The organism is Geoanaerobacter pelophilus (assembly GCF_018476885.1).
In the GTDB taxonomy this organism is placed as follows: Bacteria; Desulfobacterota; Desulfuromonadia; order Geobacterales; family DSM-12255; genus Geoanaerobacter; species Geoanaerobacter pelophilus.
Genome location: NZ_JAHCVJ010000002.1, coordinates 463,624 through 482,428 on the forward strand (window position 1 = coordinate 463,624; position 18,805 = coordinate 482,428).

At 54.8% G+C, this 18,805-nt stretch carries 15 protein-coding genes; 3 read left to right on the forward strand and 12 right to left on the reverse strand.

Annotation, left to right across the window (positions count from 1 at the left end):
• Positions 1-129: 129 nt before the first annotated feature.
• Positions 130-1,767, forward strand: a complete 1,638-nt coding sequence (locus KI809_RS07605; protein ID WP_214170933.1) for an ABC-F family ATP-binding cassette domain-containing protein — start codon at positions 130-132, stop codon at positions 1,765-1,767.
• Between the two features lie 101 nt (positions 1,768-1,868).
• On the opposite strand, the gene KI809_RS07610 is transcribed toward KI809_RS07605, so the two are convergent.
• From KI809_RS07610 to KI809_RS07620, 3 genes are all read right to left on the reverse strand, one after another.
• Entirely contained in the window at positions 1,869-3,233 is a 1,365-nt protein-coding gene (locus tag KI809_RS07610; RefSeq protein ID WP_214170934.1) for a DEAD/DEAH box helicase, read from the reverse strand.
• 13 nt (positions 3,234-3,246) lie between these two features.
• Positions 3,247-3,402, reverse strand: a complete 156-nt coding sequence (locus KI809_RS07615; protein ID WP_214170935.1) for a hypothetical protein — start codon at positions 3,400-3,402, stop codon at positions 3,247-3,249.
• Between the two features lie 90 nt (positions 3,403-3,492).
• Positions 3,493-3,693, reverse strand: coding sequence for a cold-shock protein (locus tag KI809_RS07620; RefSeq protein ID WP_214170936.1), 201 nt, complete (start codon positions 3,691-3,693; stop codon positions 3,493-3,495).
• 410 nt (positions 3,694-4,103) lie between these two features.
• Here KI809_RS07620 and KI809_RS07625 point away from each other — a divergent pair, with 410 nt between their 5' ends.
• A complete protein-coding gene (locus KI809_RS07625; RefSeq protein WP_214170937.1) occupies positions 4,104-4,349 on the forward strand; it encodes a DUF3553 domain-containing protein in 246 nt (81 codons plus the stop codon).
• A gap of 395 nt (positions 4,350-4,744) precedes the next feature.
• On the forward strand, positions 4,745-5,638 hold the full coding sequence (locus KI809_RS07630; RefSeq protein WP_214170938.1) for an ATP-binding protein: 894 nt from the start codon (positions 4,745-4,747) through the stop codon (positions 5,636-5,638).
• 64 nt (positions 5,639-5,702) lie between these two features.
• Here the strand turns inward: KI809_RS07630 and KI809_RS07635 are convergent, their stop codons facing one another.
• The 9 genes from KI809_RS07635 to KI809_RS07675 form a co-directional block, all read right to left on the reverse strand.
• Entirely contained in the window at positions 5,703-6,731 is a 1,029-nt protein-coding gene (locus tag KI809_RS07635) for a rhodanese-like domain-containing protein (RefSeq protein ID WP_214170939.1), read from the reverse strand.
• Between the two features lie 93 nt (positions 6,732-6,824).
• A complete protein-coding gene (locus tag KI809_RS07640; protein WP_214170940.1) occupies positions 6,825-8,042 on the reverse strand; it encodes an NAD(P)/FAD-dependent oxidoreductase in 1,218 nt (405 codons plus the stop codon).
• Entirely contained in the window at positions 8,039-8,635 is a 597-nt protein-coding gene (locus KI809_RS07645) for a 4Fe-4S dicluster domain-containing protein (RefSeq protein WP_214170941.1), read from the reverse strand. The genes KI809_RS07640 and KI809_RS07645 overlap by 4 nt, the downstream gene beginning before the upstream one ends.
• A gap of 16 nt (positions 8,636-8,651) precedes the next feature.
• The gene (locus tag KI809_RS07650; protein WP_214170942.1) at positions 8,652-9,524 is read right to left on the reverse strand and encodes an ATP-binding protein; all 873 of its coding nucleotides are present in this window, start codon (positions 9,522-9,524) and stop codon (positions 8,652-8,654) included.
• 14 nt (positions 9,525-9,538) lie between these two features.
• Entirely contained in the window at positions 9,539-11,464 is a 1,926-nt protein-coding gene (gene cooS / locus KI809_RS07655; RefSeq protein WP_214170943.1) for an anaerobic carbon-monoxide dehydrogenase catalytic subunit, read from the reverse strand.
• A gap of 134 nt (positions 11,465-11,598) precedes the next feature.
• Positions 11,599-12,303, reverse strand: a complete 705-nt coding sequence (locus tag KI809_RS07660; RefSeq protein WP_214170944.1) for a LytTR family transcriptional regulator DNA-binding domain-containing protein — start codon at positions 12,301-12,303, stop codon at positions 11,599-11,601.
• Positions 12,304-12,523: 220 nt separating this feature from the next.
• A complete protein-coding gene (locus tag KI809_RS07665) occupies positions 12,524-13,264 on the reverse strand; it encodes a substrate-binding domain-containing protein (protein WP_246559271.1) in 741 nt (246 codons plus the stop codon).
• A gap of 187 nt (positions 13,265-13,451) precedes the next feature.
• Positions 13,452-15,182, reverse strand: coding sequence for a putative bifunctional diguanylate cyclase/phosphodiesterase (locus tag KI809_RS07670; protein WP_214170945.1), 1,731 nt, complete (start codon positions 15,180-15,182; stop codon positions 13,452-13,454).
• Positions 15,183-15,202: 20 nt separating this feature from the next.
• On the reverse strand, positions 15,203-18,682 hold the full coding sequence (locus KI809_RS07675; RefSeq protein WP_214170946.1) for a PAS domain S-box protein: 3,480 nt from the start codon (positions 18,680-18,682) through the stop codon (positions 15,203-15,205).
• Positions 18,683-18,805: the final 123 nt, after the last annotated feature.

Sequence of the window (18,805 nt, forward strand, 5' to 3'; positions counted from 1 at the left end):
CTGGTTAGGTATCGCCGGGGTATGATTTTAATGAATTGATCCACGAGCCGTAACATGCTATAAAGGTTACGCGTCTACCACAGGGACAACCCTGTGGTTTTTTTGTGGGCGCAGAAAGAGAGAAAACGCGTGATCAGTGCCAACAACATAAGCTTGTCCTATGGCAAGCGAGTCATTTTCAAGGATGTCAACATCAAGTTTATTGCCGGTAACTGTTATGGCCTTATCGGAGCCAATGGCGCCGGCAAATCGACTTTTCTGAAGATCCTGGCCGGAGAGGTGGAGGCAGATTCAGGAACCATTTCGGTAGGGCCGCGGGAGCGAATTGCCGTTCTGAAGCAGGACCAGTTCGCCTTCGACGAACACACGGTCTTCAACACCGTGATCATGGGGCACGCCCGACTGTATGAAGTAATGATCGCCCGTGAAGCGATGTACGCCAAGAGTGATTTTTCCGAAGAAGACGGCATCCGCTCGGCGGAACTGGAAGCCGAGTTCGCCGAAATGAACGGCTACGAGGCCGAGTCTGAGGCAGCGGTACTGCTGAACGGTCTCGGCATCCCGGAAGAGTTGCGCCACAAGCAGATGAAGGAACTTGAAGGCGGGGACAAAGTGCGGGTGCTGCTGGCCCAGGCGCTGTTCGGCAACCCGGACGTGCTGCTGCTGGACGAACCGACCAACCACCTGGACCTGAAGTCCATCTCCTGGCTGGAGGATTTCCTGTTCCGCTTCCCCAATACCGTGGTAGTCGTCTCCCATGATCGCCACTTCCTCAACCAGGTCTGCACCCATGTGGCTGATATCGACTTCAGCCGGATCCAGGTCTACGTGGGGAATTACGATTTCTGGTATCAGGCGAGCCAGCTGACCCTGAAACAGAAGCAGGACGAGAACCGCAAGATTACCGACCGGGCCAATGAGCTCAAGGAGTTCATCCAGCGCTTCAGCTCTAACGCTTCCAAGGCCAGGCAGGCCACCTCGCGTAAAAAGTTGCTGGAAAAGCTTACCGTGGAGGAGATGCCGGTGTCGTCGCGCAAGTATCCTTACGTGGCGTTCAAGCCGGAGCGGCCTTGCGGCGATATCATCCTGGAAATCACTGACCTCTCCAAAGAGATCGACGGGGTAGCGGTGCTGAAAGACCTGACCCTGACGGTACGCAAGGGAGACAAGATCGCCTTTGTCGGCGCTAACGGCTTGGCCAAAACCACCCTGTTTCAGATCCTGGCCGGCGAGCTGGAGCCTGACAGCGGCAGCTTCCGCTGGGGAGTAACCATTACCAGCGCCTATTTCCCCAAGGAGAACGGCGCCTTCTTCAGCAATGACCTGAACCTGATCGAGTGGCTCGGCCAATACTCGCCCCCTACCGAGGGAGAGTCGTTTGCCCGCGGCTTTCTCGGCCGCATGCTCTTTTCCGGGGACGAAGCGACCAAGAAAACTACGGTCCTTTCCGGTGGGGAGCGGGTCCGCTGCATGCTGGCCCGGATGATGCTCACCGGCGCCAACGCCCTGATCCTCGACGAGCCGACCAATCACCTCGACCTGGAATCGATCACGGCACTGAATAACGGTCTGATTGCCTTCAGCGAGGTGGTGCTGTTTGCTTCCCATGACCACGAATTCGTTGCAACCGTGGCAAACCGGATCGTTGAAATCACTCCCGGCGGCATCATCGATCGGGCCATGGGCTTCGAAGAGTACCTGGAAAACGCCGAGGTGGCGCAGACCCGCGACCTTCTCTGCCAGGGGCATGCTGATCTGACCCTATAGCAGCCAATATTTAACGGTCATTGGTAACAGCAAAGGCGGCCCATCGGTCGCCTTTGCTGTTACTGACTCATCTATTTGTTCACCGGCCGGCGCTGATAATCCTAAGAATGGCGGCCTGCTTGCCGGGCCTTGTTTCGTTGTGGCGTTCTTAAGCCAGATTTGTTGCCGCTTACCGCTGGTTTCGGTTGCGCCTGTTGCGAGGAGACCGCTGGATTTGCTTTTGCCGGCGCGGTTTTCACGGTTTTGGCCGTTGCGTTCCCTTTTTTGGCGCCACCGGAAGGTTTGCGAACTTGGCGAGGTTCCCGCGGGGGCCGGGCAAATTCGGTATCTTTGTGCGGTGCCGGAACCGAGTAATCGAACCCTTCGACCGTACGCCTCCCCAGAACCGTGCCCAAGGCCTTTTCAATGGCACGAACCATGGCCGCATCATCATTGGTAACCATGGTAAAGGCATCGCCGCTTTTGGCGGCACGACCGGTCCGGCCGATCCTGTGGACATAGGCCTCGGCAGTGTCGGGAATATCAAAATTGACGACGTGGGATATCTGGGAAACATCAATGCCGCGGGCAGCAATGTCCGTGGCAACCAGGATTTGGTAGGTGCCGTCACGAAAGCCGTCCAAGGCCGCCTGCCGCCGGTTCTGGGAGAGATTGCCCTGCAGCGATGTCGCCTTGTAGCCTGCCTTTTCCAGCTGCTCGCCAACCCTTTTGGCGCGGTGCTTGGTGCGGGTAAAAACCAGCACCGATTCGGTGTCGGTGTGCTGCAGCAGTTGCAGCAACAGGGCAGTTTTGAGATGCTGTGCCACCGGGTAGAGAGCGTGGCTCACGGTGACCGGCGGAGCAGTATTGCCGACCTGGATGGTAGCATGGTCTCTCAGGATATCGTTGGCCAGGGCCCTGATATCTGCCGGCATGGTGGCGGAGAAGAGCAGGTTCTGGCGCTGTTCCGGAATCTGTTTCAAGATGCGCCGGATATCGGGCAGAAACCCCATGTCGAACATCTGGTCAGCTTCGTCCAGCACCAGCACCTCGACATGACTCAGGTCGATGGTGCCCTGGGAAAGGTGGTCAAGCAGCCGCCCCGGACAGGCAACGACGATTTCGACCCCTTGCTTGAGTTTCTGGATCTGTGGATTGATGTTGACCCCGCCATAGATCGTGATGCTTCTGATCCGGGTTTTCCGGCCCAGCGTATTGATCGACTCATGGATCTGTTCGGCGAGTTCGCGGGTCGGGGCAACAATCAAAGCCCGTATTCGGCCGCGTGGTCCGTCAACAAGGCGATGGAGGATCGGCAGGGCAAAAGCGGCCGTCTTGCCGGTACCGGTCTGGGCAAGTCCCATAACATCGCGACCGCTCAGAATCGGTGGAATTGCCTGTTGCTGAATCGGAGTTGGGGTATCGTAACCTGCAGCAGTTACCCCGGCTGCGATAAGAGGGTGAAAATTGAACTGTTTGAAATGCATGTGATTCCTTATGTCATGTTTCCGGGGTTTCGTCGGATGCGGGCTGCTCAGTGCCGTCTTCGGCCTGGTCGGTCAACTTTTCCCGCTTGCGTTGCAGCTTTTCCTCATTTTTCTTCTTTTTCTCAAGTTCCTTCTGCCTCTTCTGGAATTGATAATTGGGTTTTGCCATGAGATATCGCTCCTCTGAAATATACCGGGGGATCGCAATAAAAAAGCCCCGAGAGATCCCGGGGCTTTTTGTGTCTGCTGGATGCTGCGGTTAGATTCTGGAAACGTTAGCGGCCTGAAGCCCTTTCGGACCCTTTGTCACTTCAAACGTAACTCTATCGCCTTCAGCAAGGGACTTGAATCCATCACCTGCGATTGCGGAAAAATGACAAAATACGTCGTCGCCATTTTCCTGCTCAAGAAAACCAAAACCCTTGCTGTCATTAAACCATTTTACTGTTCCGTTTACCATTTGTGTACTTTCTCCTGATACTTCCTGTTTTTTTGTTCGGCTCAATGCTGAACTTAAAGTGACAGTAACAGCTTTAATCAGATAAAGTCAATCTATTATATTCAAACGCTCAAAAGAAATAATAATGATCGTGTCCCACATTTCCAGTTATTTTCGAGAATATCTTACATTGAAAGTCTCGCCATAACTATAACCAAGACGCTACCAATACGACATTGACGCGATCCATACATGTTATTGCTACCCGGCGTGACGATAAAAACAAGGATATTTCTTGCTAAATCAGCGTCTTACTGTATACTTAAATCAGCAAAATTGAGTGCATTGATAATTATCCTTCTCTTGTATTGGGCCCGTGAATTGATAATTGTCAATCATAACCTCTGCAAAAAGAAAGTAGGTAAGAAGCAATGATGATTAAAGTCGGCAATATCGTAAGTCACACCGGTGGGCAGGAATGGGGCGCAGGTAAAATTCTGGAAGTTACCCCTACCTCGGTGATGATTCAGTTCAGCGACGGCAAAAGCCGAAAGATTGCGGCATCTCACTTCACCACCCTTGAGTCGGCCCCGTCGGCCTCTTTTCTGCCTCCTGCCGAGGCACCGGTTGCAGCAAAAGCACCCAGAGCCCCCAGGGTAGCAAAAAAGAAAAAATAAGCATTTACGAAGCAAGCATCCTGAAAATGCAATGCCATAATACCTTCCAAAGGCGGCCTTCCTGGCCGCCTTTGCTGTTTAGTGGACCGCTCTCCAACTGATTACGAATGTCACCATTTGTGAAATAGGTCTTCAGCATTTGCCTAACCGGCAACATCCTGGCTGATTAAAAGCCTATAACCTTTTGATATCTATGACATTTCAAGTTGACTTCTTGCTTTGCTCTGGTGTATACGAAGTGCTCGCATACTGAATCAGGCCTCTTCGGAACCCCCGCCCGTGTCATCCGTTTCCATTAGCCTAGACAATTCAGCCACCGGTGTTCCGGCGCAACCGTGAGGCCGCGTCAGCCCCTGTAGTGGTGTGTGCCATTCCCTTTGAAAGAGAAAAAAGCAATGCTCAACCTGAAACCCGAAGTTGTTGCCCAACTGGAGCGTGTGCTCGGTTCTGTAGAAATGCTTCTTCCCCGGACAGTCAAACCGGTTGACTGGTCCGTCTGCTATGCTGCCAACTGGCGCAGGCATTCGTTCTCTGGTTATCTGGAACCGGTAAAGGTCACCGATACCACGACGCTGGCCGAACTGCTTGGCGTTGAAGAGCAGAAAGAAGTGATGATCCATAACACCCGCCAGTTTCTGGCCGGACTGCCGGCCAACAATGCACTCTTATGGGGTTCCCGGGGCACCGGCAAGTCGTCGCTGGTAAAGGCGTTGCTGAACGAGTTTGCCGCAAAGGGGTTGCGGGTAATTCAGATTGAAAAAGAAGATCTGATCTACCTTTCCGAGATCTTCAATGCCGTGGAAGACCAGCCATACCGCTTCATCCTGCTCTGCGACGACCTGACTTTCGAGGTTGGCGAGTTGAGTTACAAAATGCTGAAGAGCGCCCTTGATGGTTCAGTCTATTCCCCACCGGAAAATGTGCTGATCTATGTGACCTCCAACCGCCGTCATCTGCTGCCGGAGTACGAGTCCGACCACCTTGGCGGTAAATTCGTCAAGGGTGAGATGCAGCAAAGCGAAGCCATGGAGGAAAAGGTATCCCTTTCCGACCGTTTCGGTCTCTGGATCGCTTTCTATGCCTTTTCCCAGGATCGCTACCTGGATGCAGTCCGCCTGGCAGTGGCCCGCGAGGCCAGGGAACGCAAGGTAGAGATTCCGGTAACCAAGGAGCTGGAGCGCGAGGCCATCGATTGGTCGCACGAAAAGAGCAAGCGCTGCGGCCGCACCGCTTATCAGTTTGCCAAGAACTACGTCGGCCGTTACCTGCTGCCGCGCTACAGTCTTTGAAACAGCAAAGGCGGCCGATCGGCCGCCTTTCTCATTCCAGCTGCAGTTGAAACATGATAATCTTTTATCTCTTGAGAGTACCTTTCTCCACAGGCAAATTCAGCGTCTTTTCCAATGCCACCAGATAGCCCTTGGCTTCGCCAAGCCCCTCCGTAGCATTGTTCCACCCCAGAGTGCCAAAGCGCATGTCATACGCCTCATACCCCAGCTGCCTAAGGAAAAGTGCCGCAGACCCGCCCCAGTGGCCCACATAGCAGATCAGCACGATCTTCTTGTCTCTGGGGAGCTTGCGCAGGCTTTCCAACTTGGCAATGTCGCTGGCCGGGATATTGATTGCCCCCGGCACATGCCCCTTGGCGTAATCCCCCGGCCGTTGGAGGCTGACCAGCAGATACCCCTTATCGCCACCCTTTACCGCCTTGTCATACACCTCTTTTCTGTCAATGAACAGATTGCGTTCGTTGGCAAGAACCGCTCTGGTTCGCTCAATGATGGCCTCTTGACCGTTTGTGTTGTTACCAGCAATGACCGGGGGCACATGGGATTCCTGGGTAGTAGCAGTAACGGTGCTGACCGGATAGCCTGCCGAACCGGGATAGGGGGATGCGATCCCGGATTCAGGGCCATTCCAGTAACTAAGCCCCATCGACATGGCATAGGTCTCATAACCGAGCTGACCAAGAAACAGGGCCGCAGCCATAGAGCGATGGCCGTTGTCGCAGGTGAAGACGAGCTTCTTGTCCCGCGACAGCCGCTTAAGGGATTGCTCATTGGCAAGCTCCGGCAACGGGATGTTGATCGCCCCGGGCACATGCCCCCTGGCGTACTCGTCCGGAGACTGAACGCTAACCAGCAAAAAGGACTGGTCGCCAGCGGTGACAATCTTGTCAAAGACATCTTCGGCCCGCATAAACGGGAAGCGGTTGAAGTAGGCGTTACTGGCCGGCAATACCTCATCGAGAACAGATTTATCGCTTGATACCGCCTGCTGCTTTGGCTGAGTTGCGCCGCTCGCTGCAGCCATGGCCATAGAGCAAAGCGAAAGTGCCGTCAGTAAGGCAAAAACACTGGTTTTAAGTGATCGAATCGTCATCAGCTGGTCTCCTTTGGAGGCCCATAATAGCACCTCTGTTACCAAGCTCAACTCTTTGTTTGGTAGTCGCCCTCGGTGTTTTTCGAGAGTAGCTTAATGAACTCCGAGCACGCCGCGATAATAGCTGTCGTGACGGGGTTCAGAAATGATCGTGCCGATGTTCCTGTCAACCCTTTTGCGGGACAGGTAGAGATGGTAGATAAAGCCCGAGATGCGCGTGTCGCCGATGATGAGGTAGCCGTTGATCATGCCGTCCTGCAGATAGACCCGCCGCCAGATATCTCCCTGCTGCCAGGTGTACGGCTCCCCCTCAAAGCGGCCTGCCGAGACGATCGGAAAATCGATATGCTTTTTTAGCACATTGGTATTGATGGAACCGCCGAAAGAACCGTCGCCATGGACCAGATGACGGGCTGCAATGCGCGCCTGCTGCATGGCGTTGGGATAGGTGGCAAAGATCCCCTGCTCGCCGGTCACGGCATGCCTGGTCACGGCGACATCCCCTGCGGTGTAGATGTCTGGATCGGCCAGCATCTGGTCATTGCTCGCCACCCCTTTGTCGTTACCGCACAGCGCCTCAGAATTGGGGGAAACCCCGATAGAGACGATCAGGAGCGCAGTCTCGATCCGCTCACCGTTTGCAAGTTCGACTGCTTTGAGCTGCCCGCCATTCGTGACAATCTCGTTGACCGTGGTTTTCAGGCGGATATCAATGCCGGTTTTTGCTGCCAGCTTGGCCGTGGCGAACCGGCCACCGTCCTCGTCAGTCATCTGCGAGAGCAGACGAGTATTGCGGTGCACCAGAGTTATCTCAAGCCCCCGATGCCACAGCGCCAGGGCAGCATCAACGCCGATGAAGCCACCGCCGAAAACCACCGCCTTCTTGATATTATTCTCACTGACATAGCGGTCGATGGCCACCATGTCGGTCAAGGTCTTGAAGCCGAAGACCCCAGTGGTTTCAAGCCATTCGGGGCGCGGATACCAGCTCCGGGCGCCACTGGCAAAGAAGAGCCGGTCGTAACTGGCGTTTCGCCCCGCAGCGCTTCGCACCAGCCGCCGAGCCGTATCCACCTCGACCACGGGATCAGAGAGGCGGGGCGTTACCCGGTAGCGGTCGTAAAAATCCGCCCCTTTCCAGTACACGGTCTGCAGCGGCTCGCCAGCCAGATAGAACGGGATCACACATGGAGAGTACGGGGCAAAGCCTTCGTCGCTGCACATGACGATCTCGCCGCCAAATCCCTCCAGGCGGAGGCGCTGCACGAACTCCGCTGCTGCCATGCCGGTTCCTACGGTCACAACTTTCATTGTTCACCATCCCGGCGCCGGGCGAACTCCTTCCGGCGCAGCTCCCTGAACAGTTCAACGTGCGCCGGTATCCCTTCCGCCCCAAGCAGATAGGTACGGAGGCTCTTTACCGCCTGCCTGCCTCGCAGGGCATCATGTTCGGCATAGACCAGCGCCCCGGAATGACAGGCTGTCACGCAGGCCGGGCTCTTCCCCTCCTTGATCCGCTCGTTACAAAGGTCGCATTTGTAGGCAACATCGCGACCATACAGCGAGCGGTGTGTTACCTTGAACGAAATGGCATCGAACGGGCAGACCATGGCGCACATCGCGCACGCCTTGCACAGTGCCGCATCGAGGAGCACTGCGCCGCTCTCCGGATCGCGGCTGATGGCGCCTGACGGACACGCGTTCAGGCAATCCGCCGGGTCGCAGTGACGGCAGGAAAGCGGGAACGCCTCATGGTCGATGCCCAGAACCCGAACGTTCACCTGGGTCTTGTGGTCCCCCAAGGCCGCCATCAGGCTGTGGCACGGATGCTGTTCCACGGCGCAGGCTGATTCACAGGCCTTGCAGGCCAGGCATTTCTTGTAATCGACAAATATCCTTTTCATGGGGAATCTCCCTCACCTAATGTGCGTGATGATGTGTTGCTGCGCTGGACGAACAGCTGCAGGGAGGCGCATTGAGCAGCGAGGCCAGTCTGGTGACTGCCGCCGCATAGCGGCTCTCCTGTTCTGCCATGATTCTGGTAACATCCGGATCGAGGCTTTCCAGTCTTGGCTCGGCAGGAAGCTCGACGATGGCGTCGAACACCTCATCCAACCTGCAGCCGTTCTCCTGCTGAAACCGCTCCAGCTTTGCATTGCCGTCGGGAGCAATCCGGTTGATTACCAGGAATACCAGAGGAATGCCGGTCTCACGGGCCAGGCTAGCAGAGTGGCAGGCCACGCTCAGGGAGTTGAAGGTGTTGTCGGCCACCACCAGGCACTGGCCGAACCCCTTGGCCAGAGACCGACCGAAGTGCTCCATCCCTGCCTGGGTGTCGAGCAGGATAACATCGTTACGCCGCAGTGCCAGGTGCCTGATCGTGGCATCCAGCAGCACGTTCTCGGCGCAAAGGCAGCCCCCCCCAGCCTGCTTGACGGTCCCCATCACCAGTAGGTTCAAGTTATCGCGGATTTTCAGTCCGAAACGTTCCACCACGTCATCGACGTCCGGGTTCAGCTTGAACATCGCCCCCCAGCCGCTCCGGCCGGGGCGAATACCGGTTTTTTCCTCGATATAATCGGCATGGCGGTTGAGCGGCACGATCCGGCTGGCGGCATCGGCAGCCAGGCCGAGCGCATTCGGCAGGTTCATCTGCGGGTCTTCGTCCACAGCCAGGACATTGATGCCGTTGGCAGCGAGCACCGTTGCCAGGCAGGAGGTAAGGGTGGTTTTCCCCACTCCACCCTTGCCGGTGATCACGACGCGCAGCCCTTCTTGTTGTGGTTGGCACATAGCAATCCCCCTTGTCAGATGCCGAGCGCGCTGCGCCGTTCCATAACGATCCGTTCCATTTGGTCTGCTGCCGCGACCGGGTCTTCTTCGACGAAGAACCAGCCACCCAGAACCTCTTTCGCGTCCTGAGTAAGAATCCTGGTGACCTCTGGCCCGCCGAGAATCGGTGGCAGCGGCCAGAGATGGACCGGAATCCCGGAGCCGACAAAGTAGGCGCCGATGGCGACCGCTTTTTCCGTGGTCCACTCCGGGGCGGAACCGACCAGCGGCAGATCCGAGATATCGACCTTGAGATGGTCGGCAATGGCCCCGGCCAGGTTGAGCATGCGCGAACAGTCAACGCACGATCCCATGTGCAGCACCGGCGGAATCCCCAGTTGCCGGCAGACCGCCTTTAATCCAGGCCCGGCCAGTTCCTGAGCCGACAGGTCCATTAGGCCAGCCTTGGCAGCGGCAACTGCCCAGCAGCCGGTGCCGATCACTAGGATGTCGCGTTTCAGGAGTTCAGTAGTAAGCACGCGATGGAAGTGGTCCTGTTGCACCTTGACATTGTTGCAGCCGACAATGCCGGCCACCCCTTTGATGGTGCCGTTGACAATCAGATCAATGAGCGGCTGGGGAGTGCCTCCCAGGGCCTTCAGGATCTCTTCGACCGTGAAGCCGACCACTGCGGTTGCCGTGTGTTTTGGGATATAGACCCGCCCCTTGTTCCGGTTGGGGAAAGCGTCGATGGCGGTTTTGATGATCCGGCTGGCAATGGCGTCGGCATGGTGCTCGTCGAACTGGATGTGCAGGCTGCCGGGGATCTTGGCCTGTTCACTGGTGGTGATGAACTTGGTATGGAAACAGGAGGCGAGATCGGCAATCGCAGGATAGATGCATTGAACGTCTACGACCATGGCATCCACCGCGCCGGTCATGATCGCCAGCTCGCTGTGCGATTCGTTGCCGGCCATACCGACCCCCTGGCGCAACAGCACCTCGTTACCGGTGCAGCAGAGCCCGACCACGTTGACCCGTTTGGCGCCAACAGCTTCAGCGGCCTGGCGGTTCTCCGCCGATTGAGCCATCTCTGCTATCTTGGCCGACAGGATCGGTTCATGACCATGGACCACGACATTGACGCTCTCCTCTTCCAGAACCCCCAGGTTGGCTTTGACCGATTTTATGGTGGGCGTTCCGAGAAGGATGTCCTGCAGCTCGGTGGCGATCAGCGAGCCGCCCCAGCCATCGGAGAGCGAGCAGCGGACCGACTGGGCCACCAGCGACAGCGGGTCATGGTCGCAGCCGAAATGGGTCCGGTGCAGGATATCTACAGCCTCGCGGTCGATGCCACGGGGGAGAAAGCCGGTTTTGGCGCCGGTAGTCTGGTACAGTGACTCTTCAAGAGCCTTCAGGCGCGCGAAGCGTTTGGCGGGCATGTACTTTTCCAGGAAGACGAGCGGCTCTTCATCCTGGTTGCCGAAACAGTCGATGGCGACCTTTGCCACATCCGCCGCTATTTCCAGCTGTTGACGCCCGGTGGTCGGGATGTCGAGGCGGGCCGCGACTGCCATCAGCTTATCGGCATCAGTGATTCGATAATCGGTATTGCTGCCGTTGGCCACGGCCCGGAGCAGTTGGGCCACCTTGCGGCCATGATCGGAATGGGAGGAAGAGCCGACTGCCGCCATGCGCGCCAGGTTGCGGGCCACTATGGTGTCGGCGGTTGCCCCACAGACGCCATGGGTCGGGCCGTCGCCGAACGGATCGATGCGACACGGACCCATGGAACAGATCCGGCAGCAGGTGCCAAGCTGGCCATAAGCGCATTGCGGCTGCTGTTTCTCGTAACGCTCCCAGATGTTGGAGTACCCCTCACGATCGGCGATCCGCAGCATTTCCACTGCTGCCGGATCTACGCTCCTGTGGTCATTGTTTAATGCCTTCACCTCGTTCATAGATTCCTCCCCGCGGTTAGCTTCCGGGATCAGGTTAATCGATGAGGGGGACATACGGAAACACCAGGCTTGCAAAAGGGGGCTGGAACTTGTGAAGGGTAGGATTTTTCGGGTAAACGGATTAGAACGCAGGGCTACTTCAAGCCGACAGCGACCAGGAACTCCTGCATCTTGTCCCGGCTGATAGGCAGGCGCACCTCGTTTCCGGCGATCTCCACCGAGCATTCGGGCGGGTCGCGCAGCACCTTGCGCACCTTGGCGGTGTTGACCAGATAACTCCGGTGAATGCGATGGAACATCTCCTGGGAGAGCCGTTTCTCCACGGCGCCGAGCGCGAGGTCGCAATGGTACTCACCGGATTCGGTGCGAACCGTGGTGTAGATGTTGTCCGCCTTGAAATAGACGATCTCTTCCGGTTTGAGGAGGTGAATCTCGTTGCGGGAGGTCACCGGAACCCTTGTCAGCTTCCGCTCGGTCGCGATATACGGCGTGATGTCGTAAAAGAGCGCGCTGATCCTCTCATCAGCCATCTCCCGATCGACCAACGGGATCAGTTTGATAAGCAGATAGCGGTCCTGGCCATCGCTGCGGATGATCTTGAGCGAAAGCGGGATCTGCCGTTTCGCCTCAGCAGCAAGGCGCAGCATTTCGCTGACTCGGCCGCGGTTCTCCTCGCTGTGAAAACCGAAAATATCTCCCTGGAACAGCTGTTCCCGCGAGACCCCGCTGAAGAGCAGCATGAACATGCGGTTGATGTGGGATACCCTCATATCCTGGTTCAGGATAACGATCCCAGGCTCGATCTGTTCAATAATGTTGAGCAGAGTGCTTCTCCCCATTCATCCTCCTCGGCAACCGTTAACGGACCTCTGCCGCTTTTCTTTGCTCAGCTCTGCGTTGCGCTGCGAGTCATTGCCGTGGTCCCTGGCCATTATCAGGTAGCTAAAGGGGGAGTATATACCACTCCGAATGTTCGTTGAATACCCCAAATAACAAAAAGACCGGGATGGCCCGGCCTTTTTGCTCAAGTATATATGGCGATAACAGCTTTTTAGGCTGTCATTTCTCCGTCGTTTTGATGAAATCAAGCAGCTTTTTAACCTTAGCCGAAGGCGCCCCTTTGGTTATCAGGGTAATTGGCCGAGCGACTTCCGGGGTTTCCGGCGACCGAACCGATGAGTTGACTATCGCCTGAGGTCCAATGCCGACTGCCTCCGGATTGGCAGCAACATTCTGCCGGATATCCTCGGCGGTCGATGCCGGGATTACCTCACTTGAAGGCTTGGCGCCATCCATGACATTTTTGATGAACATCGAGTTGGTTCCCTGGGTGAGACTTCCCCAAACAACCAGAACCGCCAGATCCTTACCTCCGACTTCCTTCCAGTTATTGATCTTGCCGCTGAAGATCCCGGTAAGTTGCTCCTTATTGAGTTTTGCCACCGGATTATCCTTGTGCACAATGACCACGACCTTGTCTTTGCCAATAATAACCGGCTTGTACGCGGTCGGATCGGCAACGACAACCCCTTCTTTTTTCAGGAGTGCCAGCCAGTCGTCATAGGACAGTCCGGCGGCAGCGGCATCCACACTACCTCGATCCAGATCAACGAACGCCTGTTTGGGGCCGTTGGCGACAATGGAGAGACTCACTCCTGTGCTTTTTTCAAAAGCGGTCTTGGCTGGCTTGAGCACGTTTTCTGTGGGTGCGGCGCCGGCCCCGATTTTCAACTCTTCAGCCAGGGACGGGGCCGCAGCTAACAGCAATGCCATTAAACAAAGAATGGTTTTTCGCATCATATGAACAACTCCTTTCGATGATTGCTGCATGGGGTCCGCGGGACATCAGAGTATCCGGGATTGAACAGGTCGATCAGTAACCGGTCACATTTCTTGCTGTGCAATAAGCTGCTAGGCATATAGCCAGCGCCAAATCATTACCTGTTGTATCGGCAATCACTCAGCCAACTTGAACAGTAATCCATCGTTAGGTATGAGCAAAGCCTGATGAAGGGAACTCGCACGCCGGCACTGGTTTGCTGAACAGGAAACCCTGTACCGTCTGGCAACTATTGGTGCGCAAGTACTCCAGCTGTGACATAGTCTCAACTCCTTCTGCAACCACTCGCATGTTCAGGCAGTGTGCCATGCTGATGATGGTGCTGACGATCATGGAGCTGTTCTGGTCATGTGACAGCGATGCAATGAAAGATCGATCAATTTTCAGTTCGCTGATCGGCATTTTCCGGAGATAGCAGAGAGATGAATAGCCCGTGCCGAAATCATCGAGTGAAAGAGAGACCCCTAGTACCCGTAACTTTCCAAGAGTGTCGATGGTATCAGCCACATCCCTCATGACAATACTCTCGGTCAGTTCAAGACAAAGGAATGACGGATCCATTCCCGTCTCGGCAAGGATAACCGCCATCTTTTCAACGAACTGAGCTGTATGAAATTGCACTGCCGAAACATTTACCGACATGGTGATCGGCGGATAACCGGCCAAGAACCATTGACGCTGTTGGACGCATGCTGTTCTCAGTGCCCATTCGCCGACATCAAGGATAAGACCGGACTCTTCCAGGGCTGGGATGAACTCTCCCGGTGGAACAAGCTTCCCTCCATCCGGCTGCCATCGGATAAGCGCCTCCGCCCCGGCGATTTCACCAGAAACAACATCGACCTGGGGTTGATAATGAAGGACAAACTCATTTTTTTCCAGAGCACGTCGCAACCTGGTTTGCAGCGTTATCCAGCCTGTTGACCTGGCGGAAATCTCGGCATTGTAGATCCTATAACTGTTTTGACCCTGTTGCTTTGCGCGCGACAAGGCGGTATCGGCATTCTTCAGTAGATCGTCAATGGTCTCGCCATCAATTGGGGAGCATGCTATACCGATACTGGCAGTAATGAGCAGTTCTTCTCCCTTCAGATTGAAAGGAGCGGCAAATGCAGATTTTATGTTGTCTACCAGTTGCTCAAGATTTTCGGGGCATGGTGGCGCATCCAGGATCTTTAAACAGGCGAACTCATCGCCGCCGAGCCGTGTCAGCAGGTTGCTCCCCGAGGACATTGCTCGCAAGCGATCGGCAACTTCTATGAGCAGCTGATCTCCGGATTCGTGATCAAACGATTCCTTTATAGCCTTAAAATTATCAAGATCTATCAGCCCCAGGCAGCCGGCAGATTCATGCATAAGCATTTTACCGCCCTGCTCTCTGAACATCTTCCGATTGGGCAGGCCAGTCAACGAATCAAGGTCCTGATCCCGCATTAATTTCTGTTGTAAGTCGCAGTTGCGCTCTGCTTCTCTCTTGAGATCCTCCGAACGCGCCAACATCTTGTACGCCAACTGCTCGAGGGCGGCCAACTCGCGAATCGGCTTCGAGACGTAATCCCATGCCCCGCGCTTCATCGACTCAACCGCATCCTGAAGCATCCCGGCGCCGGATACGACAATGACCGGCGTTAGGGGGCTCTCGCGGTGCATCACAGGAATGATTTCCAGGCCGTGAACGTTCGGCATGCAGAGGTCGGCAAAAACGATGTCAGGTTTATGGGTGCGGAATGCAGCCAGCCCCTCATTGCCGTCAGTCGCCTCTATGACGGTGAACCCGCTGTCTTCGAAATAGTCGGCAATACTTTTTCTGAGCCCGATCTCGTCTTCAATCGTCAGCAGTGTCAGCCCGTTCTTTCGCTCCTCAATCTCTACATTCATGCAAATCACCCTGACGTTTCTTACTTAAGCGGCAGCAGCACCTTGAAGCTGCTTCCCGCTCCGAAGGCGGAATCGACTAAGATTTGGCCACTGTGGTTATTGACAATAAGTGAGTAGGCAACGGAAAGCCCCAGTCCTACGCCTCCGCCAACTCCTCTGGTAGTAAAGAACGGTTCAAAAAGTCTCGGGATAAACTCTGGCCTGATCCCTGAGCCGTTATCTTCGATTTCAAGCTGGGCAAATCTGCCTTGTATGGATGTACGGATGATTATTCTTGGATCTTTGGCAGGATCAGCGCCTGACAGCGCCTGGGCAGCATTCTTCAGGATATTGAAAATCACCTGTTCGATCTCTTGAGCATTGACAGGCACTTCCGGCAGATCTGCAGCATATTCCCGGATAATGTTAAGCTGGTGAAACTGAAATTTCTTCTTCAGGGTATAGTCAGCTGCCGCGAGAGCTATTGCCTTGTCGGCAAGATCCGAAAGACGGGACATCTCTACCAGGGAAACGCTCTTTTGGCTCAAGGTGAGCAGGTTCGAGACAATATCGGCTGCCTTGTTCACTGACACATCGATATGCTTGAGCATTTCGATAATCCCTCTATGTTCCATATATGTCCGGATTTTATCGAATTCCATGCCGATTTCTGCGGCCGCCTTTTCGTTTGCATGGAGACCGGGGGAAACCCGGCGGATTATATTCTGGGCGTTCTGCAGGATAGCACCGAGAGGGTTGTTCAGTTCGTGGGCCGTACCTGCGGCAAGACCGCCGACGGTCATCATCTTTTCAGTTTGGACCAGCATCTCCTGAAGCCGCTTGCGCTCGGTTATATCCTGCCCAACGCAGAGAATTTCTCTGAGGTTGCCGTTATCGTCCAGGCAAGCCTTATTTGACCAGGAGATGCGTATCCGTTCGCCGCTTTTTTTGATGTTCTCGTTCTCGTTCAAGGCATATTTTTCTGGGCTTTCGCAGATACCACTGATCATATCCGCCAGGCATTGACCGGCACTTCCCTCTTCCTGCACAATAGTTCCGATGACGTGCCGACCGATCAGTTCATCTTCGGTGTAACCAAAGAAACGTTGGGCAAACTCGTTGAAAAAAGTAACCCGTCCGCAAGTATCCATCCGAAGGATAATACTGTTGGCATTTTCCACCAGTTCCCGGTAGTTGCGCTCGCTCTCCCTGAGAGCGTTCTCAGTCTCGGCATGCTCTATGGCGATGCTGGCAAAGTGGGCTGCCGACTCTATGAGCCGGATCGCATCAGGTCCAGGCAAGCGGCTTTCTCGATAATAGATAGCAAAGGTGCCGAGCAGCTTGCCGCCAGAGGAGAGAATCGGCTCGGACCAGCATGATTTAAGGCCGGCTTCAGCTGCCGGATGAAAGTTTCGCCAGTAAGGGTGGGTATCGATATTTTCGACGATTACCCGCTCCCGGAGATAGGCAGAGGTACCACAGGAGCCGATGCCTTTGCCGATGCGGGTACCGTCAACAGCCTTTATGTAATTATCCGGCAGACTTGGAGCTGACCCGTGGAATAGCCTGGTCCCCTCTTTGTTGGCAAGCAGGATGGAGCATAGTGCCCCTGGTTTCTCACGTTCCACTGATAGGGTGATAACATCGAGAACCGCTGAAAACGAACTGCCTTTGGCAATATGCTCAAGTATTTCAGAGCGAGACCGTTCACGTATCTGGCTCTGCTTTTTCTCGGTAATATCGCGAACAGATTCGATGGCGCCGATCAGCTTGCCGGAGGCGTCATAAAGTCGCCGGGCTGTCCCCCAGAGATACATCCCCTCAGTGCGAAAATGCGGGACGAATATCTCTGCGCCGACGGCATCCCCGCTTCGCTCGAATGAAACATAGCTGTTTTCAAGTTGGGGATTTGGCTCAAGAGCAACATCGATAAGGATTGGCCGCCGTTCTCCATAGAAGGGGATGGCATATTCGTAATTGTCCTTGCCAAGCATGGCCTCTGCCTTAAAACCGGTCATCTCTTCGCATTCCCTGTTCCAAGCGATGATCCGGCCCATGGTATCTATTGCCCAGGTGGCATCAGGCAAAGAGCTGACAATATTAGCCAGGTTCTGTTCATTCCTCCGTAAGACCAGTTCGGCCTGTTTTCTGGCATTGATGTCTCTGGCGATACCGGTTGTGCCGATCAGCTTGCCGGCATTGTCCAAAACCGGCATTTTGACCGTTTCAATCCACGTACGGTTGCCTGCCGTGTCTGAAATCAACTCTTCACCACTCTTTTGCGCCAGGGAGTCCATGACAAGAATATCGTCTCGCCGGTATTGTTCAGCGAGGTCGAGGGGCCAGATGTCGCTGTCACACTTTCCGGCAATTTCTTGCGGAGTACGCCCGCAGGCCTTGCAGAAAGCTTCATTGACCGTCAGAAAGCGACTTTCAACATCCTTGAGCCACACCATGTCCGGGATATTGTCGAGAATAGCCTGCTGCTGGAACTGTAGAGACCTGAGGGCATCTTCGGCATTTTTACGCTCTGAGATATCGAGAATGCTGCCTACCAACCCTCCGAGAGATCCATTATGGTCTGAAAACCGCGATTTATAAAAAATCACATCTCGGAGGACGCCATCAGCATTCTGAACCCTGGATTCATACTGCTGGATTGTGCCATGCGGGGAGTTGAAAAGCTTTGTATCGCTTATCCGGTATTGATCAGCTATCTCAGGAGGAGCAACATCGTAAACAGTTTTCCCGACAAGAGAATCTCTGGGAATGCCGAGATACATCTCAAAAGCCTTGTTGCAGCCAAGATATCTGCCATTTAGATCCTTGTAAAAGACAGGGTTTGGTATGGAATCAATCAGCTCCTGCATGAATTTGATCGCCAGTTTCTGGGCTGTCGCGAAACGTTTACCGGCAAGGATTAGCAGCAGATACAGAATAGAGAAGATCGTGGCAATGGCAACAATTGCAAACACTATGTCCCTGCGGAGCTCATCATAACTGGCTAGAAAGGCATTCTTTTCTACCCCGACATACAAAACACCGAGAGTGTCACCTTTGGCGTTTTTTATAGGGTCATAGGCGGTGAAATAAGGGTTACCGAGAATCGTTGCCTCGCCACGGTATGACTTGCCGTTGACAAAGATGGCGCTGTAGGCATCGCCGATCAGCCTGGTGCCTACCGCACGAGTGCCGTCATCTTTGAGGACGTTGGTGGAAACCCGGGTATCACCCATGAAGATTGTTGCCGTACCGCCAAAAATCTCCTGGATCTTGTCGGGCAGTTCATAGTTGCCATTGATAACATAGTCTCCGGCGAGCAACTTTCCCTCAACCACCCTGAACTCGTCCCCTTTTTGCCGGAGCAATTCCCAAAAGGTCTTTATTCTCCGCTCCATATCTATCCGGGACTGCGACTCGGCTTCCTGGTAAATATGGGTGAGAGAAAAGGTAAAGGCAACCAGCACAGTTACCGTGAAAACCAGTACGGGAATGAGAACTATCCTGAAAGGTGACGTCATTAGCGCTCCTTTTTCTGAAAGGGTGGACGGGCTCTGCTCATTACTGCGTCAAGTGCATAGCGCAGATCCCGTTGTGAACTTTCAGGGCAAAAGAGAAAAAGGAACCGTCTTTGGACCAGAGCA